Annotated in this window: 14 protein-coding genes; 4 read left to right on the top strand and 10 right to left on the bottom strand. The window is 44.3% G+C overall.

Features of this window, described 5'->3' with window-relative positions; translation table 11 throughout:
• Positions 1 to 35: 35 nt before the first annotated feature.
• From G7092_RS06635 to G7092_RS06625, 3 genes are read left to right on the top strand one after another with little or no spacing between them, the layout of a single operon-like run.
• Positions 36 to 2,996, top strand: coding sequence for a tellurite resistance TerB C-terminal domain-containing protein (locus G7092_RS06635; protein WP_166087433.1), 2,961 nt, complete (start codon positions 36 to 38; stop codon positions 2,994 to 2,996).
• Positions 2,993 to 4,306, top strand: coding sequence for an ATP-binding protein (locus G7092_RS06630; protein WP_166087431.1), 1,314 nt, complete (start codon positions 2,993 to 2,995; stop codon positions 4,304 to 4,306). The genes G7092_RS06635 and G7092_RS06630 overlap by 4 nt, the downstream gene beginning before the upstream one ends.
• Before the next feature lies 1 nt (position 4,307).
• Entirely contained in the window at positions 4,308 to 6,443 is a 2,136-nt protein-coding gene (locus tag G7092_RS06625) for a DEAD/DEAH box helicase (protein WP_166087429.1), read from the top strand.
• A gap of 91 nt (positions 6,444 to 6,534) precedes the next feature.
• On the opposite strand, the gene G7092_RS06620 is transcribed toward G7092_RS06625, so the two are convergent.
• Positions 6,535 to 9,066, bottom strand: coding sequence for a UvrD-helicase domain-containing protein (locus G7092_RS06620; protein WP_166087427.1), 2,532 nt, complete (start codon positions 9,064 to 9,066; stop codon positions 6,535 to 6,537).
• 674 nt (positions 9,067 to 9,740) lie between these two features.
• Here G7092_RS06620 and G7092_RS06615 point away from each other — a divergent pair.
• A complete protein-coding gene (locus G7092_RS06615; RefSeq protein ID WP_166087424.1) occupies positions 9,741 to 10,778 on the top strand; it encodes a S66 family peptidase in 1,038 nt (345 codons plus the stop codon).
• A gap of 98 nt (positions 10,779 to 10,876) precedes the next feature.
• On the opposite strand, the gene G7092_RS06610 is transcribed toward G7092_RS06615, so the two are convergent.
• The 9 genes from G7092_RS06610 to G7092_RS06570 form a co-directional block, all read right to left on the bottom strand.
• A complete protein-coding gene (locus G7092_RS06610; protein WP_166087421.1) occupies positions 10,877 to 11,467 on the bottom strand; it encodes a Crp/Fnr family transcriptional regulator in 591 nt (196 codons plus the stop codon).
• The gene (locus G7092_RS06605) at positions 11,467 to 12,492 is read right to left on the bottom strand and encodes an SDR family oxidoreductase (RefSeq protein WP_166087418.1); all 1,026 of its coding nucleotides are present in this window, start codon (positions 12,490 to 12,492) and stop codon (positions 11,467 to 11,469) included. The genes G7092_RS06610 and G7092_RS06605 overlap by 1 nt, the downstream gene beginning before the upstream one ends.
• Positions 12,493 to 12,588: 96 nt before the next feature.
• On the bottom strand, positions 12,589 to 13,956 hold the full coding sequence (locus G7092_RS06600; protein WP_166087416.1) for an MFS transporter: 1,368 nt from the start codon (positions 13,954 to 13,956) through the stop codon (positions 12,589 to 12,591).
• A 55-nt stretch (positions 13,957 to 14,011) separates the two neighbouring features.
• Positions 14,012 to 14,224, bottom strand: a complete 213-nt coding sequence (locus G7092_RS06595; protein ID WP_166087414.1) for a CcmD family protein — start codon at positions 14,222 to 14,224, stop codon at positions 14,012 to 14,014.
• A gap of 51 nt (positions 14,225 to 14,275) precedes the next feature.
• On the bottom strand, positions 14,276 to 14,962 hold the full coding sequence (gene ccsA, locus G7092_RS06590) for a cytochrome c biogenesis protein CcsA (RefSeq protein WP_202985229.1): 687 nt from the start codon (positions 14,960 to 14,962) through the stop codon (positions 14,276 to 14,278).
• Between the two features lie 11 nt (positions 14,963 to 14,973).
• Complete coding sequence (locus G7092_RS06585) at positions 14,974 to 16,386, bottom strand: efflux transporter outer membrane subunit (RefSeq protein ID WP_166087413.1); 1,413 nt, start codon at positions 16,384 to 16,386, stop codon at positions 14,974 to 14,976.
• 17 nt (positions 16,387 to 16,403) lie between these two features.
• Positions 16,404 to 19,580 (bottom strand): efflux RND transporter permease subunit, encoded by a 3,177-nt coding sequence (locus G7092_RS06580; protein ID WP_166087411.1) that lies wholly within the window; start codon positions 19,578 to 19,580, stop codon positions 16,404 to 16,406.
• A gap of 15 nt (positions 19,581 to 19,595) precedes the next feature.
• Positions 19,596 to 20,732, bottom strand: a complete 1,137-nt coding sequence (locus G7092_RS06575) for an efflux RND transporter periplasmic adaptor subunit (RefSeq protein WP_166087409.1) — start codon at positions 20,730 to 20,732, stop codon at positions 19,596 to 19,598.
• Between the two features lie 55 nt (positions 20,733 to 20,787).
• Positions 20,788 to 21,315: a DUF420 domain-containing protein gene (locus G7092_RS06570; RefSeq protein ID WP_166087406.1), complete on the bottom strand. Its 528-nt coding sequence runs from the start codon at positions 21,313 to 21,315 to the stop codon at positions 20,788 to 20,790.
• Positions 21,316 to 21,462: the final 147 nt, after the last annotated feature.

Genomic DNA, 21,462 nt, shown 5'->3' with positions numbered 1-21,462 from the left:
TTCTAACTTAGAAAACCTCAACTTTAAAATTTTGCATGGATCGGAGTAATCATAATTTATCAGGTTTCAGAGATAACTCCATAGGAGAAACAGTCGACAAACCGGGTATATTTGTAACGCTTGCCGCGCAAGGAACCTATTATTCAGAGCGGTCTGCGAAAGATCACCAGCTAAAAAAATCAGATAGCGAAAAGTTTATACAGGACCTTAACCTAAAATCAAAGCAATTATCCCACGTTACCTGGTTTGGAGTTTATCCGCTGATAATTTTTACGATCCTGCTGTTTTACAATTCGTTTAACACCCGCCAAATCGTCGAACAACCGGGGACAGATAGCACAAAAGTCGAGATTACAAATTACGATGGATTGAACATCCGGCATTTACCTAACGCTAAATCGTCAATCCTCAGGTCAGCCAGGTATGGGGAAACTTTTCCTTTATTAGACAGCACTAATGGTAAATGGTTGAAAATTGCTTTACACGATTCCGTGGGCTATGTCAACGGAGCTTTCTCCACCATCAGACACCATCATACGGACGCGGTAATAGAGAACAGCACCTATTTGTCCAATGCGCAGCTTCCATACCATTGTGCAGGCGGCATCTTGTTTTTTATTTTTCTAATCGCCTGGCTCCGTAAAATAGACCGTCGACAAATGGAAATCGCCATTTTTTACGAAATAGATGAAAACTTGAGACCCCTCTATGAGAATTTTAAAAAGTTTTTCAGTGAGTTTGCGGGTGCTGCGAAAATATGGCAGCATACCGGCACACAAGCTAATTTAAATTTAAAGAGCAGTGGCGGTGCCGCCAATCTGATTCATCGCTATAACATTCATTTCATCAACGGTCACAAAACCCCACTAGAGTTTTTCAAAACGAACGTTCAAATTCCTGCTATTCAGCTGCAAAACTCTGAATTATTCTTTTTGCCCGAACGTCTTCTGATCAAGCGCGATAAAAGCTACACCGCAGTTTTTTATAAAAATTTAAAAATTACCGCCCAGACCGGCCGATTTATTGAAAATGAAATAGTTCCCAGAGATGCGCAGGCAGTAGATCGCACCTGGCAACATATGAATAAAAAAGGTGGCCCTGACCGTAGATTTGCTAATAACAAGCAATTGTCGATCTGCGCTTATTCCGACTATTGTTTTTCGTCAAATACGGGCTTAAACGTAGTAATCTCTACTTCAAAAAAAGGCGCGGCCGATAATTTCGCCAACCTGTTGCTACAGATTGGCCGTCTTCAACAGCAAACGGATGTCCGCCTGCCAGTTCAGCCTGCTCAAAACAAACCCGCTAAAAAAGCTCCTGTGGAAGCAAAGGTTGACCCGATCATTATTACCCCGCCGCCAAGTCCGGATACGACACGATTTGAACCATCGAAAGGGAACGAGACTATTGTTGAAGTAACACCTACTTCTGCGCCTATTGAGATCAGTGAAATTGTCGCGTCAGTAGCGGCCGCAAAAATTGCGCTGTCTGTCCAAAGTCCTGCCGACCTTCCTGAAAAACCTGTCGTGATCGATGCCGCACCTTTTGAACCACTGAAAGAAGATCAGACAACTAACGTGATCGACATTGTACCCGGAGATATAAAGCTTAATTTGGATATTTCAGTTGGTTTTACAACGCCGACCAACTTCACGAGTACCACAAACCACGTTTATCAAGGTTATAACCCGGATGACTATAAACTCGGCAGTAAATACAAATCAAAATTAAATTTAAGTCCGCAGGAAGTTATATGGCTGAATAAATTTATCCATTATACCAATGCCTTCAATGGCATTGAAGGATGTTCTATCGCCGTAATCAAGCTTTATCTGACCATCATTAAAAAAATGGTTCGGCGTTTTGCCAATGAACCTATTGGACTGCAACAAAGGCTGGAAGATATTAAAAATGCGGCCTATAAATTTTCCCTGCACCAACCTAACCAATGGGGTTATTATGACCATAGCCAGGTAAAAGAAGCTACTGAAGCGGACCTTTACTACACCGTTTACAAAAAAGCAGAAAGTGCATTGCGTGAAGCCTGGGCAAGCGGCCGGAGCATTTCTCCTGCATTCAATGCCCGGAGCCCGGAAGCTTTAGAATTGTTCAAACGCTATATCGAGCCCGTGCTTGACGAAGTCATTGTTGAACTCCTTCCAAGCATGCCAGCACCAGATGAAATCACGGAAATAGAACTTAATCAAAAAAATTCGACCCGGTGGAAACACCAGTTTGAGCGTACGATGAGCGATACTAACCGGGATGCAAAAACCATTGTTAAAGAAATTCACTCCCTGGCCAAGCTGAATAAGAAAAATCCGTCGGTAGAAAACATTTATTTCGAAGCTGCTAAATTGATGGCACCAATCGATAAAATTGAAGCGCTGGGCATGTATTTGTATTACGTCAAGTTTGATCAAAAGTCAGCGCGCATCGATAACAAACCATTGAATAAAACCAACCAAAAGCAGTTATTCAAAACACCGGAACAACAAGCGGAATTTCAGGCGATTGTAGACGAGTTGATTGTTTTCAAGGACATTAAACAATCACTTAAAAAGGTTGCTGGCTTTTATGAACCTAAACGCAAAACAATCACACTGGATAACAGCGCCATTAAAATGGCGGGTCAAGAGCTGTCAGGCACAATTAGCGTTTTGAATAAATATTTGAATGAAGAAGACGAACCTGAAGCGGCCCTGGAAGAAGAAAGTATGACCGTGGTAGCAATCGCAGCGCCAGCCGACACGCTGGTGACAACAGAGCTGAATGTTTTGCAACAAACTTTATTGGATTTATTTCGATCAAATGATTTTACGCTCTCGGTTGGATCCGTTAGCCAGTTTGCCCAGCAGCATGGTGCATTCAAAAATCAATTGATTGAAAGCATTAACGAAGCTTGCATTGATTTGTTGGATGACGTACTTATTGAAGAAAGCGAAGACGAATACACGATTGACCCTGATTACTTTAAAAAAATATACGCTGAATGATTAACAACCTAAAACCAAAAGAAGCTACCGCGATCATCAACTCGCTATCTAGTGGTGTAGTGCCCAAGGTAGGAGTGCAACATATTGTAGTTGGCCGTAAAGCCGAAGTTGACGCTTTCGTACAAGCGCTGGAAGATGTCAAGAACGGCCATAGCATGGTTAAATTCTGGATCGGTGATTTTGGGTCGGGTAAATCATTTATGATGCATGTCCTGAACACAGTAGCCTTAAAAGCTAAGTTCGTGGTCGCCGGCGCTGACTTTACGCCGGATAACCGGCTGTATGCCAATGATGGTAAGGGAAGGTCGCTATACAAGGCGATCATGGATAATATATCTATTCAAACCAAACCAGAAGGCGGCGCTTTGCCCACTTTGCTGGAAAAATGGATAGAACAAGTATTGACAAAAACGGCCACCGAAAATAATGTTCCCTTACATCTGATCCGGGAGGAGGAACATTTGCCGTTGGTGCAGGCGAATATCACCAAAGCGGTCCGGGAAATCAGCGAGGTCGGCGGATTTGACTTCGGACTCGTGGTGCTGAAATATTATGAAGGCTATGTCCGCCAGGATGACCGGCTGCGGCTTAATGCTTTGCGCTGGCTCAAAGGGGAATATACTACCAAAACCGAGGCGCGGCAAGACCTGGGTGTTCGCGAGATCATCGACGACCTGAATTATTATGATATGCTGAAGAACTTTTGCAAGTTTTTTGTAAGCATGGGTTATAGCGGCTTTATGATCAACCTGGATGAGGCGATCAATTTATACAAGATCGGTACGGCCGCGATGCGTGAAAAAAACTACGAAAAGATATTGATGATCTACAACGATTGTTTCCAGGGGAAGGTCGGCAATTTATTCATCAATTTTGCCGGGACGAATGAGGTGCTGGAAAACGAGCGCCGCGGGTTTTTTAGTTATCGCGCGCTGCGCTCCCGGCTGGAAACCAACCGCTTTGAAAGCTCAGCCTACCGTGATTTCGCCCAGCCGGTGATCAAGCTGCGGCCGCTGGATTTTAACCAGGTCTTTGTTTTGCTCCAAATGTTGCGGGAAATATTCAATGTCAATTATTCTGTCCAGGTGGCCTTGTCGGATGAAGAGATCCGCTTGTTCATGGAAGAGCTCTATAATAAACCAGGCGCCGCTGAGTTTTTATTACCCCGCGAAGTAATTCGTGATTTTTTAGGTATTCTGAGTTTACTCCGCCAGCACCCGGAGGCCGACAAGAAAAAAATGTTTGCCAGCCTTCAGGTGAAAGATGAACGGCCAAAAGATCTATTATTGGAGGATATAGAAGAATTATAGTATGGTCGAATTGCTGGCAGAACCGATCAGGCGCTATATCCACAACAAAGGCTGGGAATCCCTGCGTTCCATCCAGGCGGCAGCAATCCAACACATTTTAGCGGACGACCGTAATTATATCCTGGAATCCCGCACGGCTTCCGGTAAAACCGAAGCGGCATTTTTGCCCATTCTGTCCCGGGTCAGTTTTAAAACGCCGGGGGTGAAAGTGCTTTACATTTCACCGCTGATCGCGCTCATCAACGACCAATTCACCCGCATAGAAGAACTTTGCGAATACCTTGATGTGCCGGTAACTAAATGGCACGGCGAGGCAAAGCGGTCATTGAAAGAGAAATTGATCCGCGATCCGGAAGGTGTGTTGCTGATCACACCCGAATCTTTGGAAGCCATGTTTTGTAATGCGCCGCAACATATTCCTCACCTGTTCGGCACATTGGATTATGTGGTGATTGATGAGATCCACTCGTTTCTCGGAACAGATAGGGGTGTACAGTTACAATCATTGCTCAGCAGGCTGCCCCTTACCGCTAAATGCCAATATAAAGTAGTCGGGCTATCCGCAACAATAGGCGACCATGCCGCAGTCAAACAGATGACCGGCAATGCCGCCAATACTGCGGTGTTACGTGATCCGACCGGCAAAGAGATAGATGCCGAGTTTAAGTATTTTCCGGATGAAGGTGCCGAACTGCCACTTGACCTGCTCAAAGATCTTTATAGCAATACCAAGGACAATAAGGTGCTGATTTTTCCCAACAGCAGGGGCAGAGCGGAAGAGATCGCAGTCAAACTAAACAAAATTTCAGACCGTGTCGGCGGTCATCATAACTACTTTTCACATCATTCTTCTGTTGATAGGGAAGTAAGAGAATACGTGGAGGAGTTTGCAAAGAGTAACCAGCGCTATCCATTTGCGATCTCCTGCACTTCTACCTTAGAGCTGGGTATTGATATAGGCTCGGTGGATAAAGTTGTCCAGGTCGATGCTACCAACTCCATTGCTTCATTAATCCAGCGGGTCGGCAGGAGCGGCAGGAAGGATGGGACGACCAGCATGTTATTGTTTTACGCAACGGAACCCTGGAGCCTGATCCAGTCACTGGCCTGCTTTTCCCTTTACCGCGAAAAATTCGTTGAGCCAATAGGTAACAATCAATATGCTTACGATATTTTACTCCACCAGATCTTATCGACCGTAAAACAACTGAGCGGCTGCTCGTTCGAGGCATTGCAGGAACGAATGTCCGTCAATTACGCCTTTGCCGAAATCAAACCAGCGGCTGTCACCGCAATCGTGAAACACCTGTTGCAATTGGATCTTTTGGAACTTATCGGCGGGGAACTGATCATCGGGGTGGAAGGCGAGCGAATGGTCAATGCACGTGATTTCTACGCGGTGTTTAAAACCGACCCCAATTATAAAGTCGTTCACGCCGATAGACCCATCGGCGAAATTCCTTTAACATCGATCATCGTTGTTGATGAGAATATATTCCTGGCGGCCCGGATCTGGAAGGTCGTCGATATCGATGAGAAATCCAAAAAGATCACGGTAATACCGGCTAAGGATGGTAAGAAACCCAAATTTTCCGGTGGTGGTATGGATGTCAACGTCCGGGTCAGGGAGCGCATGCTGGAATTACTGATGACCGGATCTGCCTGGAGTGAGCTGGATAAGAGCGCAGCAGATGTATTAGCCGAATACCGGAAAATGTTCGGCAAATATGCCATAGAGGACCTAAAGTATGACCGGCCGGTTACGGAGAAAGGCGGTAGCTGTATAGTTTATACTTTCCAGGGATCTGGTGTTAACCGCGCTATAGCCTTCGTTTTGCAGCAGATGAAGCCGGGTTTTGTTACTACCCTGGTGGAAGAGGATAGTACGTTCCACTTCAGCTGTGATTTTAAAACCGTTGAAAGTACTCTAACAGCTGCGCTCGCCAATTTAGCACAGGTCGATGCCTATCTTACGGAGGCTATTGCCGCCAATCCCGGGGGGATGGTGAACGCTAAATGGGGAGTCTATCTGCCGCCTGTACTGCAGAAGGAACTGCTGAAGGCAACGCGTTACGATTTCGATGGTGCGGGAGCGTTTTTAGCCAATGTCAGGCTGGTTAGGCATACGGATCATTAATCCAGGAACCGATTCCTTTTATATCTGTCAAAAGGTCCCCGGCTTATGCCTTCCATATTAGCATTTGTAAAGGAAACGCATTTCTCCAGGCTTAAGCCATAGCATCCACTTTCACTTTACCGTCACACCGCGGGTAATGAACGCAACCATAAAAAGCCCCATAAGAACCTGTTCGCTGCACCAGGATACCACCGCATTCAGGGCAACTCTTTTTTTCCACCACGGATTGAGCTGAACCTATGCCCTGTAATTCCAGCACAAACTTGCTTGGATTATGCAAATCGTATAACATGAAATTCTGGTGGCGTGCCCGGGTCGTCGCTACATAGAATAAGCGCCGCTCTTCCGCATTATCAAATTTATCTCCTTCGTGCAACACCGAATTAAGGATAGGGTCATCCGCTATTTCGGAAGGAAAACCAAAAACACCTGAATCAAGATCAAGCAATATTGCAAAGTCAGCAGTCAAGCCCTTGACGCTATGCGCTGTGAAATAAGATAAGCTGAGCTCCGTAAATTCAGCTTGTAAATCCTGGAAGCCCGGTGGTTTGTTATGTTTATAGCGTCCAATCAGAAATACTACGGCATCGCTTTTAGTTGCGCTGATGTTTTCCAACAAATGTTCTATACACTTAAGTTTAATAGCTTGCTTCTGTTGTAGCGTGTGGCCGCTTAGTTCCAGTCCATGAAATAAAAAGGAGGGTTGTTGGGCGACACTGAGCGCAGTCAATTGCTTTTTTATCTGGCCCGGATTCTTTTGAATAAAGTCGCTGGTCGTCTTTAAAATTTCGTTGTTAAAACGGTAAGTGGTCAGGATAGCAGATTGACTGGTGTAGCCAAAATGTTCCTCAAATTGCGTGATGATTGAAATATCGCTGCCGGAAAACCGAAAAATCGACTGCCAATCATCGCCAACAGCGTATAGCTTCGCCGCCGGATTCTGCTTGCGCAGGCTTTTCAGCAATTCATAACGCCCGAGCGACATATCCTGAAACTCATCGACGAGGATATATTTATAAGACCTTGTATAGTCACCTGCACTGATATAGCTGCTCGCCAGGTTGATCATATCATTATAATCTATCGAATGACCATCGTGAAGCTTGCGTTCATATTCACGAAACAGTGGCGCAAAAACATCCATAAATGTTTTTAACCGCTTATCAGCTTTAGGGATGATTATATCCGCCGGTTGCTTGCCGTTTGACTTTAACAAACCCAGAAAGCTATGTACCAAAGCAATAAAGTCTTCATATTCCGGGGATAACTGGATCAGGTCATAAAGTTCCTCGGGTGTACGTTTATTGAATTCTACACCCAAAGTTTCGAGCCGCGTCTTTAAGTTTTGCAGCAGTGAATTTTCCTTATTTTCGTAGGAATAAGTTTTAATTAATGTTGTTCCATACTTTTTATGGATATCTTCTTTCCAAAGCATACCGGCGTGATAAGTTTCCTTCGCTGTGCGAAAAGGGTGTTTTGCTTTGAAAAAAGAGGGGACGTTGCCCTCCCGGTCTATCCCATAATGTTCATGCCAAATCTTATATTTTGGGAAGTAAAAGTCGGGTGTATAAGCCGCGAAGCTGGCGTTACGGTCTTCAGGCTGTAAAGGGTAGTGGCGCTCATATTCATAGTCTATCTTAAACAGACAAAGAAAGTTCGCGATCTGTAATTCTTCCTTGCTGTTGACCTGGGTTCCATCTAAGGATACATTTTTATAGCTCTGTTCATGTTTGAGGTATTCGTTGCGTGTTTCGTACTCAAATTCATCACGCTCCGGACGGCTAAAAAAGGCGATGAAGTTGATCGCTTTTTTTTGAAAGTCCGCATCATTCTTAAAAAGGTAACTAAACCTCTCCTGAAGGAAAATTTTTGCTTTATCATCTTTACCATCAAAGGCCAGCAGTACTTCCTTAGCCGAACAGAAACGGGTCACAAAATACCCAAAGCTGTTAAAGGTCCTGACATCCAGCTTATCGGCATCAGGCATGTTTCGGCAAAACTTCAGGCAACGCTCACGCATTTCATCAACCGCATTAGTGGTAAAAGAAATGATGAGCAGATCTTGTGGTTTGGCGAGCCCCTTTTCCAAAAGATAGGCTACCTTGGCACTGATCGTCGTGGTTTTACCTGTACCTGCCCCGGCAATGACCAGGTTATTATCTTCATCGCGTATGATCGCTTCGACCTGATCCCTGGACAAAGGATAGGATTCGAGCGAATTAAACAGATTTGCATATTTCGCTGCTTCAAGTTCTACAAAGCGGTCATTATAAACAGCCCTCTCGCTTTTGATATGCTGATAGCTGTTCAGCAATTTGCTGAGGAGTTCTATATCCGCCGTATCTAAGCCGACTTCGCCATAATAGCCGGGGATGGATTTGAGCAATGAAGATCGGGCTTGCGTAAATTGCTGTTCCCGGAAGTTCGAGAAATAATAATCATAGTTGATAAGCTGCTCAAAGTCTTTAGCCGCGTCTCTGATCTCAGGTAATAATGTTTGCAGTTTTTGTCTGGCTTTTTTGTTCCGTACCCATTTGGTCCAGAGAAACCAAATGCCGAAAATAGATAGGCATAAAAGAACGACAGTTAAAGGTTTAATGCCATTTAATTTATCTTCTTTCATTCTTTGGACAAAGGTTTGATCCGCTGAAATTAGAATTATTATCTGGCAAATTGAAATTTCGAATTTTATCTCCATGTAGGGTGCTGCCACCGCCAGCCAGTGCGCCTGCGATACCAAAGTTCGGGTGGATATGGATTGCCCAAATAAAAAAGCTAAACTTAAGCGGCAGCGGGGTGTTGTTGGGTTATGAAACTGAAACACATCCACTTTATCATCAACCCTGCTTCGGCTAAAGCCGAGCCGGTCTCCCGACGCTGGGCTCGAACCATTATTTTTGAAATACACCTAGGTTAGGAGAGGAGAGGGAGAGTTCAGAACTATCATTCACATAAACTTATTATCAATAAATTACATTTATAAAAAAACCTTACTCTACGAATGACGTAGACAGCAAGTTTACTCTAATTGTTAAGTCGGTTGTAAAGAATTTTATCGGTTTTAAATTCTTTTATTATAATATAGATGTTCTGTCACTGTGGGAGCTTTTATTACTCTTTACACGAATATCACGGACCTTGATCAAAAACTGTATACCTGCTTTTGGGTACCGAGCGAATGATCAAGTCTATATATTGGTAAAACTTATAAACCTTGAACTTTGGCATCATTATGTATTAATTGATCATTCTTAGCAAGACATTAATCAAAAATTGATTCGCTAAATTTGGGCGAATATGTTAAAACCAAAACGCCTTAAAAAGGGTGATCGGATTGCGGCCTTAAGTTCTTCAGCAGGACTTGCCGGATTGTTGCCGTATCGCTACAATATCGGGAAAAAGCAATTACAGGATGAGTTCGATATTGAGCTGGTTGAGATGAAGCATACCCTAAAAGATCCGGAGTGGACAAAGCGTAATCCACAGGCCCGGGCTGAAGACTTAATGGATGCTTTCGCTGATCCAACTATAGACGGAATCATATCGGCTATTGGTGGGGACGATTCGATTCGAATGGCTAAATATGTTGATATTGATATAATCAGCAATAATCCGAAAGCTTATATTGGGTATTCAGATAGTACGGTTTCGCACTTACTTTGTTTTAAAGCAGGGTTGACATCTTTCTACGGCCCGAGTATTCTTGCGAACTTTGCTGAAAACCAAGGTCTCATACCTTACTTTGCCACGCAATTCCGTCAAACGCTCTTCTCAGCCGTGCCGCCTGGAGAAATTATTGATCCTGAATTTTGGACAGCAGAATATTTAGATTGGTTCAATCCTGAGAATCAAATGATCAAAAGAAATTTACTGCCCAATGCTGGAAAACAGGTAATACAAGGAACCAAAACCGTTAATGGACATCTGCTCGGAGGCTGTATTCAGGTCTTTACCATGTTATTGGGGACCGACCTTTGGCCGAACCCGGAAAGTTGGAAAGGAGCTATTTTATTCATCGAAATATCCGAAAGCGAATTATCGCAAAGCACCTTTAAGTATATCTTAAGAAATCTTGGATACCAGGGTATATTTGAATTGGTAAATGGCATCATTTTCGGGAGGCCAGGTGGACAACGATCTGAGCAGGAGTGTAGGCAGTATGAAAAAGCGTTGTTAGAGATCGTCAGTGATGAATTTAACTGTAATGACCTCCCAATCTTATCTAATATGAGTTTTGGACATACTGATCCTGTATTTATAATTCCTTACGGTGTAATGGCTGAGATCAATTGCCTGGAAAATAAATTTATAATCCTTGAAGCTGGTGTTCATTGAAAAGCATACGGCATACAACTTTAGCTATAACTCGTTTCGCAGTATGATAACGAATTTGAGTTGAATCTGGACATATCAATTGGCTATCTTATATGCTGTTAGCTATCGAGTGTAGTACCAGAATTTAAACTTTTTCTGATCCGGCTTAATGACTGGGGTGTGATTTTGAGATATGAAGCAATATAGTGTTGCGGAACTTGCTGGACAATTATAGGATAACGTCGCAGCAACTCAAAATACTTTGTCTTTGCATCGCCGAAGTTCAAAAAGTCATTATCCTTGATTTTTTGCAGTAATGTTGATTCGCTGATGGTTTTAAATTGGATGTACAAGTTGGGGATCAACTTTAAATGTTTTTCAAATGCGGAAAATGCAATTGTAAAAACGTCCCCATCTACTACAGCCTGGATCGCTTCTGAAGCCGGCTGTTTAGTATAATAACTTTCAAGATTGGCAAAAAATTGATTAGGACGGATAAAGTGCTTGGTTACGTCGTCACCATTGCCATCAATACCTAAAAGTCTTAAGACACCGGAATTCACAAAAATTATCTCAGTTGCGACTTCGTGTAATTCCTGTAGGTATTCACCTGCTTTGACCTTACGGTGCTTAAAATCAGCGGTGAGAACCTGAATGTCCTCATCAGCGAGAATCCCTCCGAAAGCCAAAGCAGATTTTAACATTTCCATTATTTAACGATTTTTAGTTGTAGGACGCTTTCTGCACATGCGATCACAGCATCTTTAGCTGGGATCGGCTGCCAACCAAGTTCCTTTCTTGCTTTTGTCAGGTCCGTTTTTCTTCTTTTCATCTCTAATAATACTGGTTTTAGCTCGGGGCGAAAATTTGCTATCAGCTTCGTTATAAAGTTAGGAAATTCGGCGCTCGGAATCTTTCTATCAGGATAGCATTCTTTCAATATAACAGCGATCTCTTTGAACTTTAAGTATTCCGAAGCGGCGATGTAACGATTTCCGGCTGCCTGTGGACTTTCCATTGCTTTAGCCAGCAAATCAGCCACTGAGCGTACGTCAACCAGATCAAACCCTATTTTGGGTATGGCCGGGTAGCTGCCGTTAAGCAAGGCGATGATCATATTGGCAGAATTTCCGTAATCTTCTTCCAGAACAGGTCCTAAAATAGCGCCTGGGCACACGGTCACCAGTTCAAGGTCTGTTAAATTACTTTTCATATAATCCCAGGCCGCTTTTTCAGCGATGGTCTTACTCTTATAATACGGTGTTATATCTTTGTCGGTGTTAATATTCGTCCAGTCGTTTTCGTTGAAGACTTTATTATCATTCCATTCATCAATACCATAGGCGATTGAACACAGTCCGGAGGTCAGGATCACCCGCTTAACGTTGTTCCGTGCCGCAGCTCTTAAAATATTTAGCGTTCCGTCTTTAGCAGGCCTGATCAGTTCGTTCTCGTTTTTAGGTAAAGTTGACGGAAAAGGTGATGCCACATGCTGAATGAAATCAACACCCTGGGTAAGTTCATACCAGATATCTTTATCGCTTAGGTCTGCCACTGCAAAACTTAGCCTGTCAATATTTGCCGTATGTTCTTTGATGACTTGCAATATCGCAGCTTTACGACCCTCGGAGCGTAGGGTACCGATAACTTCATACCCTGCATTTAGCAGTGTAATGGCCGTATGAGCTCCTAAAAATCCGGTAACACCGGTAAGCAAAACTTTCTCTTTTTTCATAACCATTGTTTTGAGCAAAAGTCAAGTTTGGAAATTGAACTGCCATTACCATTTGTTAAGAAATGCTGTCATTGATTTTGCGTCGTGCAGCACTTATTATTTATAGTGATTAAGTTCTTGAAGTGTCTTATAGATCAACAAAGCATAAAAAAGCATATAGACCGCCGCTATGATTGCGATTACCGTGATGGCTGAAACGATTTGATTGGTTCCGCCACTGGCCATAGTACCAAACACAGCCACGTCTACAGCGCCTGCTGCTTGTCGGGTAGTATTAAGAACTGCCGATGCAATACCGGATCTACCTGCGGTTACCGTCGCGAGTGTACCTGTGGTCATTGCCGGAACAGCCACGCCCATTCCGAATGGCAGGCCAAAGAAAGGGAATAACAGATGCCAGTATGGTGTTTCTGTTTTTGCTGCTAACAGGCAGATGCAACCCGCAGCGAAAACTACAGATCCGATAAGGATCGGCACACGTATTCCATAGCGATCCATCAGGTAGCCGCTCATCAGGTTTGAGATTAGAAACCCACCGGTTAATGGTAAAAAAGCAAGGCCGGTCTGAAACGCAGTATAATGCAAGACCTGCTGCAGGTAGAGGCTAAGAACAAAGACCAGACCATAATATATCCAGTTGAGGGACATTCCCAAGCCAATAAATACATTGAAATTCCTGGAATTGAACAGGTCAAGCGGAAGAATTGGTGCCTTCGCTACCCGTTCACGCCAAATAAACATTATCAACATCAGGATACTGAAAGAGATGCCGCCATATATGATCGGTGATGTTGGACCCAGCGTATGCCATTCGATCATTGCAGCAATAAAAACGGTGAGCGCGAGCATCCAGATCAATTGCCCGGGTATATCAAAGCCCTTGCTTTTACTTTTTACACTATCAGTGAGATAAATGCTTAAAAAGAAGCCGGCCAAACATATCGGTATATTTACCAGAAAGATTATCCGCCAGCTACTCATATTGACGAGTAATCCGCCAACAACAGGTCCGGCTGCTATAGATATCGCCCCTCCGGCAGTCCAGTAAGCGATAGCGCGCGCTTTTAGCTTTGGTTCGTTTGAGAAATTGTTGCTGAGAATAGATAACGAACTTGGAATCATGGTTGCGGAACCGATTCCTTGCAAAGCCCGGAACCCGATCAATGAGCGCGCGTTACATGCAAGTCCGCAACCTACCGACGCTATCCCAAAGATTAGTATGCCGATCTGAAAAAGGCGCCTGGACCCCAGCAGATCACTCATGCCCCCTGCTGATAACATTAATACGGCAAAAGCAATGGTGTAGGCATCAACGATCCATTGCAAAGTACTGATATTCGCAGAAAATGATTTCCCGATTTGCGGAACAGCCACATTTACAATAGAAACATCCAGTTGAGATACTACAAATGCAAGACTGGTCGTGATGACCACAAACCAAAAGCCCGTCTGATTCTTTTTCAAAGCGAAGAAATTATTGAAGCCGCAAAAGTAGGGAACAATCTGGTGCGTCGGTTAATTAATGATGGTCCTTTTCTAATCGCTTTAATTTCCGGTCAATGGAAAACAGATAAATTGCCAGGCCCACGAATGTGATCGCAATGGTCGCAACCACCACGTAGATTTTTCCGGAGCTTCTAAGTGAGTCGGCCATTTCAATTCCTGAACCTGATTGAGCAAAGAGATTAGCAGTTTGCAAAAAAAGTATTGCAGCTATTAATAATTTTTTCATGTTGAACGGATAAGCCAGCTGCTTTTCGATTGCAGCTGGCTGTTATTAAATTTAATTAATTGTGTTCTGATAGTAATCAATCATTTGGATACGAAAACGGATTGTAGCGATCCAAACCCCAATAAGCGACCAGCCAAGCATAGCGGGATAAAAGGCCAGCTTCATGCCATTGTCCAGATCGTATTTTCCAAAGGCCGGATTACCTCCATTACCTGGATGAAGGGAATCTGTCATGCGCGGCAACACAAACAAGAGTACAATCATAATAGGAAAAGCAAAGATGTTGTAAATGGCCGCTATTCTGCCGCGCTTTTGTTCTTCCTCAATAGAATTGCGAAGTACCAGGTAAGCTGAATACAGCAGTGCTCCAATAGCAGCGCTGTTTTGTTTTGGGTCATTACTCCAATATGCCCCCCAGGTATATTTAGCCCAAAGCATGCCGGACAACAGGCCCAGTATATAAAAGAAAAGTCCCACCTTAACGCATTCAAGTGACAAGAGATCATATCGCTGGTCACCTGTACGCAAATACATTAAGCTCCCATATATTGAAATCTTAAAAACGACCAGCATTGCCATCCACATGGGGACATGAAAATATAGATTCCTGATGGTCTCATGCAGGATGGGCAGTGCGGGCACAGGTAACAACAAACCTGTAAATAAAGTGGAAAAAACCAAAATTACCCCGGTGATTTTCCACCAAGCCTGATCAATGTATAATAATAATTTGTCCATCGTAATGCTCATTAATTGGCCCCGCCTCCTAAGCTGCGATATAGGTCCGAAATGGCATTCAATTCCTGTCGTTTGACAGTCGCTAATTCCAGTTCACTTTGTAAGGCATTACTTTGCGCGGTGATCACTTCGAGGTAATTCGCCATGCCGTTCTTAAATAATGCATTGGCATTAGCGGTGGCTTGCTGGAGCGTTTTAACCCGAGCAACTGCCACTGCTTCCCTGTTCTTTAGCTTCTCAATACTAATCAGAGCGTCAGAAACCTCGCCAACCGCTTTTAACACGGTCTGCCTGAAAAATAATACTGTTTTCTCACGCTCGACCTTGGCGATCTGATATTGCGTACTCAACTCTTTACGCTGAAGAAGTGGCTGTAATACACTGCCGCCGACAATGCCAAATAATGATCCTGGTATATTGAACCAGTCACTGGCCCTGATCGCATTGACGCCGCCCGAAGCAGTTATGCGTAATGCAGGATACATTTGCGCTTTGGAGATACCTACACGCGAATTTGCAATGGTCAGATCAAGCTCCCTGCTTTTTACATCAGGTCTGCGGCTGACCATTTCTGAGGGAATACCTGCAGAAAGCATAGCCGGGAGGCTCACCTCGTCAAGTAGCGAATTTCTCTGGATCCTAGCCGGCAAATGCCCTGCAAGCATATTCAAGGCGTTCTCCTGAATAGCTATGGCCTGCTCCAGTTGAGGCACCAATTCCGCTGAAACCTGGCGTTGTGCTTCCGCCTGCTGAACGCCAAGTAAACTGACTTGCCCGGCGTCATATTGGAGCTTTACGATGTTAAGCGTACTGTCGTTCAAACTTAAATTTCTCCTGGCAATACTCAGCTGTGCGTCTAGCATCAGCAGGTTGAAATATCCCTGAGATACGGATGCGATCAAAGCCGTTTGCAATGTCTTCTGCGCTTCCTGTGTTTGCAGATAACTGACAAGCGCGATCCTGTTAGTATTTCTGATCTTACCCCAGATGTCCGCCTCCCAACTCAAACTTAAGTTTGCCGAATAATCTTCCAGGTGGTTAGTACCAAGGAACTGTCCGAGTGTCAATCCGTTCAAACTGTTATTTGAGGGATTGGTCGTATTTGCTGTTACATTCAGCCCAATTTGCGGAACATTATTCCATTTAGATTGCTTCAGAACCAATCGTGACTGTTCCAGATTCTTCATCGCGATCTGCATATCATAGTTTCGTGATAGCGTACTGTCTATCAGTTGCTGCAAGAATTGATCTTGAAAAAACGATTTCCAGGGCATTCTTGCTATACTAGCGCTATCTGATGCGGGTGCATTTCTAAATGCCGCCGGAAGCTCGGGTTGCGGGGTTTTAACGTCCTTTGATACCTTGCACGCGCCAGCAAAGGCAATTAAAAAAGGTATCAGATATATTATTTTACTATTGTTCATTGCTCAGTGATTAATAATTAAAGCACAGGCTCGGGTTTGTACTCCAATGCCTTTTGCTCTTCAATAATTTCTTTTTTTCCGGAGATCCTCTCATGAAGTGCCTGAAAGACAACGAACAATACCGGAATAATAAATAATCCAAGGATCACGCCGCCAAGCATGCCGCCGGCCGCTCCGATACTGATCGAATGGTTACCCATGGCTGAAGGACCTGTAGCGCGCATCATTGGTGTGATACCGGCAACAAAAGCAACAGAGGTCATGATGATCGGACGGATACGCAATTTGGCTGCTTCCAGCGCTGATTCCACCAAGGTGTGCCCGGCATGCCTGCGCTGTACAGCGAATTCAACGATCAGGATCGCGTTTTTAGCCAGCAAGCCGATGAGCATGATCAGTGCAACCTGAATGTAAATATTGTTATCGATTCCGGCCATTCCAATAGCCATAAATACACCTATGATTCCGGTTGGCACAGACAACACAACGGCCAATGGAAGGATGTAGCTGTTATATTGCGCACATAACAGGAAATAAACGAATAATAGTGATAGCACAAAGATGATCACCGATTGGCCGCCGGAAGAAATTTCTTCCCTGGTCATGCCGGAAAACTCATAAGAATAACCTGTTGGCAAAACCTCGGCTGCGACCTCACGTACCGCCTGTATCGCATTACCGGTACTGTAACCCGGCTTGGGTACGGCATTGACGCCAATAGAGTTGAACAGGTTATAACGTGTGATCACTTCCGGTCCGAATACTCTTTTCAAGCTGAGGATCGTCTTTACCGGAACCATGCTACCGGCTTTGCTCTTGACATATACCTCATCGAGCGATGCGGGATCGGCCCGTTCTTCTTTTTCAGCCTGAACCATCACCCTGTAATACTTTCCGAATCGGTTGAAATCTGACACCTGTGCGCTGCCGAAGTAAGACTGCATTGTACTTAATACATCCTTTTCATCTACGCCCAATTGCTCGATTTTCTCATGGTCAAGCACCATTTCGTACTGCGGATAATCTGCGCGAAAGGTGGTAAAGGCGACTGCAATTTCTTTACGTTTCATTAATTCGGCAATAAAACGGTTCGCCAGGCCACCAAACTTATCCAGCTTGCCACCTGCCTTATCTTCCAGAACGAGGTCAAGGGCGTCAACGTTGCTAAAGCCCGGAACGGTTGGAAATGAGAAGACAAAACACTGAGCGCCTTTAATCGTATTCAACCTTTTCTGCAGTTCGGCTATATTATCCGTGACACTATTCATTTCTCCGCGTTCGCCGTCCTTTTTCATCCTGAAAAATGCTACGCCTGAAGAGGGGCTGGTGGAACTGGTCAATACGTTAAAGCCTGCAACTTCATTGAATGCAAACTTAGCTTTCATATCCCGTACCTTATTCGCTGCTTCATCCAGAATGGCCTGAGTCCTGTTCATAGAAGAACCGGGAGGAAGATTGACCGATATGGCAATGAAACCAAGATCTTCAGATGGGATAAAACCTGTCGGTGTTCTTCTGATTAGCCAGGCAGTGACAACCACAACCAACGCTAAGCCGCCCAGACTGATCCACTTGAATTTGATCATTCCTTTTACGGCTCCAACATATCTGCCCGTAATATTTTCAAATCCCTTATTGAAAGCATGAAAGAATCGCTGTTTGAAATTTTTCGGTTGCCCGCGATGATCATGATTCACATCCTTCAACAACAAAGCGCACAAGGCCGGACTGAGTGTTAGCGCGTTTAATGCGGATATCACAATAGCTATTGCCAACGTAAAGGCGAACTGCCTGTAAAACACACCTGCGGAACCTTTCATAAAGCCAACAGGCAGGAATACCGCAGCCATTACAAGTGTGATGGAAATGATCGCTCCGGTGATCTCATGCATAGCAGTCATGGTTGCTTTTTTCGGGGTGATGTCACGGTGTTCTAATTTGGAGTGTACAGCCTCCACCACGACAATGGCGTCATCCACTACGATACCAATCGCCAGTACAAGCGCAAACAAGGTGAGTAAGTTGATGGAGAACCCGAAGGCAGACATGAAAAAGAACGTTCCGATAATTGCTACCGGAACAGCGATAGCAGGGATAAGAGTCGACCTGAAATCCTGTAAGAAGATGTAAACCACGATAAACACAAGGATGAAGGCTTCCAGTAAGGTATGTTCTACCTGTTCAATGGATTGATCCAGCATGTCTTTCGTATTGTAAAGGATCTGCTGTTTGATTCCCTTCGGGAAATCTTTTTCAGCTTTCTTCATGAATTCACCAACCTTCGTCTGAATGTCCCTTGAATTGGTACCGGGCAACTGGATCACCTGGAACAACACACTTTGCTTGTCGTTCACCGTGTTCAATGAATTATAGGTATAGCTACCCAACTCGACTTTGGCAACATCTTTCAGCTTCAGCATACTGCCATCTGAGTTCGCCCTGATGATCATGTTGCCATAATCTTCAGGTTTAGTATATTTTCCGGAATATTTAAGCACGTATTCAAATGAACGGTTGCTGGATTCCCCGAATCTGCCCGGAGCCGCTTCTTGGTTTTTGCTCCGTACAGCTGTCATTACCTCTGTCGGTGTAATATTGTAGGCAGCCATTTGTGCTGGGTTCAGCCAGATACGCATGGAATAATCCCTGTTGGCACCAAAGAAGATCACTTGACCGACACCCTGGATACGTTTCAGCTCAGGGATGATGTTGATCTGTGAATAATTGGTCAAGTAAGTGGCATCATATAGCTTCGGATTCTCACTCATCAGGTTGATGGCCATGATCAGCGAGTTCTGCACCTTTTGGGTAGTAATACCTGCCTGAACGACTTCAGGCGGTAGCAGCCCGGTCGCGGATGATACCCGGTTCTGCACATTCACCGCTGCCTGGTCCGGATCGGTACCTAACTTGAAGTAAACAGATATGGTCAGCGTTCCATCGTTGCTGGAAGTGGAACTCATATAACTCATATTTTCAACGCCATTAATCGCTTCTTCCAACGGCGGCGCTACTGCCCGGACCATGGTTTCAGCGTTGGCCCCGGGATAATTGGCGGATACCTGCACCACCGGCGGCGCGATATCAGGGAATTGTTGAATAGGCAGGCCCATCAGACCCACTGCACCGAGAATGACCAACATGATAGAAACCACGGTGGCGATTACCGGTTTATCGATAAATACTTTAAGCATGATTTGTTATTTTAGTTAGTTGCTGGCCAATTTTTCTTTTGGTTGTTCCGGTTTTACTAGAATTCCATCTTTAACCGTTTCCAGACCTTTTAACACTACACGGTCACCACTCTTCAGGCCGGCGGAAATGTAATAGGTGTTATCCGTAGAGCCGGATATGGTCAGGGCGACCTGATGCGCTTTGTTGTTTTGATCAACAATGAAGGCAAATGTCTTGTCCTGCATTTCGAAGGTGGCTGATTGCGGTATATCGATCACGCCGGATTGTTTCAAACCAAGTTTGATCCTGCCGGAATTTCCGGAACGAAGCAAGCCTTCCCGATTAGGAAAAGTTGCACGAAGTGTTATCGCGCCGGTAGTTTTATCAAATGCAGCATCAACCATGTCCAACGTCCCGGATTGGGAATATGGGTTCCTGCCCGCCAGCAAAATGGTTACCGGCGGTGAATTTTTTAACTTCTCATTGATCGATGCACCTTTTAAACCATCCTTGAAGGTAACAAAGTCTGCCTCACCAATAGAGAAATAAGCGTGCACTTCGCGATTATCCGACAAATAGGTCAAAGGCTGAGTATCAGCGGGCGAAAGTAAGCTGCCGGTCTTCTTCGAAAAACGACCAATGAAGCCACTAACAGGCGCTGTGATCGTTGCGAAACCTAAGGTGATCTTTGCATTTCCGGCCTTGGCTTTGGCCTGTGTCTCTTTGGCCAAAGCTGCTTCATAGCCTGCCTGCGCTGTTTTTAACTGGTATAATGAAACTACCTTGTTCTGCACAAGTGGCGTCAACTTTTCGACTTCCAGTTTTGCGCTGGCTACCGTTGCCTTTGTGGCAAGTAAGTCACCCTCGGCATCATTATAGGCCTCACGATATGGCCTGGTATCGATCTGGAATAGCGGGGTTCCTTTTTGGACGTAGGCACCTTCATCGACAAAGATCTTTTCAAGAATGCCGGAAACCTGGGTCCTGATCTCAACATCCGTCAAACCCTCGATCTTTGCCGGGTATTCCGAATAAATGATCTCATCACTGGCATTTACAGTTGCAACAGGTACGGAAGGCGTGGCTGCCGGTACTGATGGCAAACTGCCGGATGAACAGCCAGAAAAGATGATGGCATGAGCCATCAAACCGTATATCAGATTTTTTTTCATAAAGTTTTAAATATTAAGTGTAAAAGAAATTGGAGCTGTATAGTTGTTCTTGGGATTAATGCGGATAATATGGTGAGATGAGGAAATAAACGATAACACCTGTGAGGCTGACATACAGCCAGATCGGCATCGTCCAGGCTGCTATTTTCCGGTGTCTGTTTAAATTGCCGTTCAGGGCATAGCTCATCGTGACCAAAGCCAGCGGGACGATCAGTGCTGCGAGAAAAATATGCGTAACGAGTATCAAGAAGTAAATAGCTTTGATCATTCCGGTGCCTCCGAACCTTGTTGACGGAATAGAAAAATGGTAGAGTAGATAAGAGAATAAGAAAAGCGCGGTAAATGAGAACGCGAGAAATACAAAGCTTCGGTGTGCTATAACGCGTTTTCGCTTAATACTGACCAATGCTGCAATTAAGGCAATGAAAGTTGATCCGTTCAACACTGCATTTAACAAGGGCAATTTAGTGAGGTCATAGCCATTAAGCAGATCGTTCTTTGGAATAAAATAGGCGGTCGCGATCAAACCATTGATAGCCATCGTCAGTATCCAGATCAAAGGAGTAAAATTTTTCTGTTTCATTAGTTTAAATAGATCGTTGTGATCGTAGGCCTCATCAAAGTGTTTGGGTGAAGCGATAACCAGTTAAAGTAATCATCGAAGGTTAGCATCGTTAAATGCTCACTGAATAATAGAAAGCATACTACGTAGTATGTTTTTGGGTTGGAT

Origin of the sequence: Mucilaginibacter inviolabilis, assembly GCF_011089895.1 — a bacterium.
Lineage (GTDB): Bacteria > Bacteroidota > Bacteroidia > Sphingobacteriales > Sphingobacteriaceae > Mucilaginibacter > Mucilaginibacter inviolabilis.
Note: the sequence above shows the minus strand (reverse complement) of the source record. Positions and strands in the feature narration are given on the sequence as shown.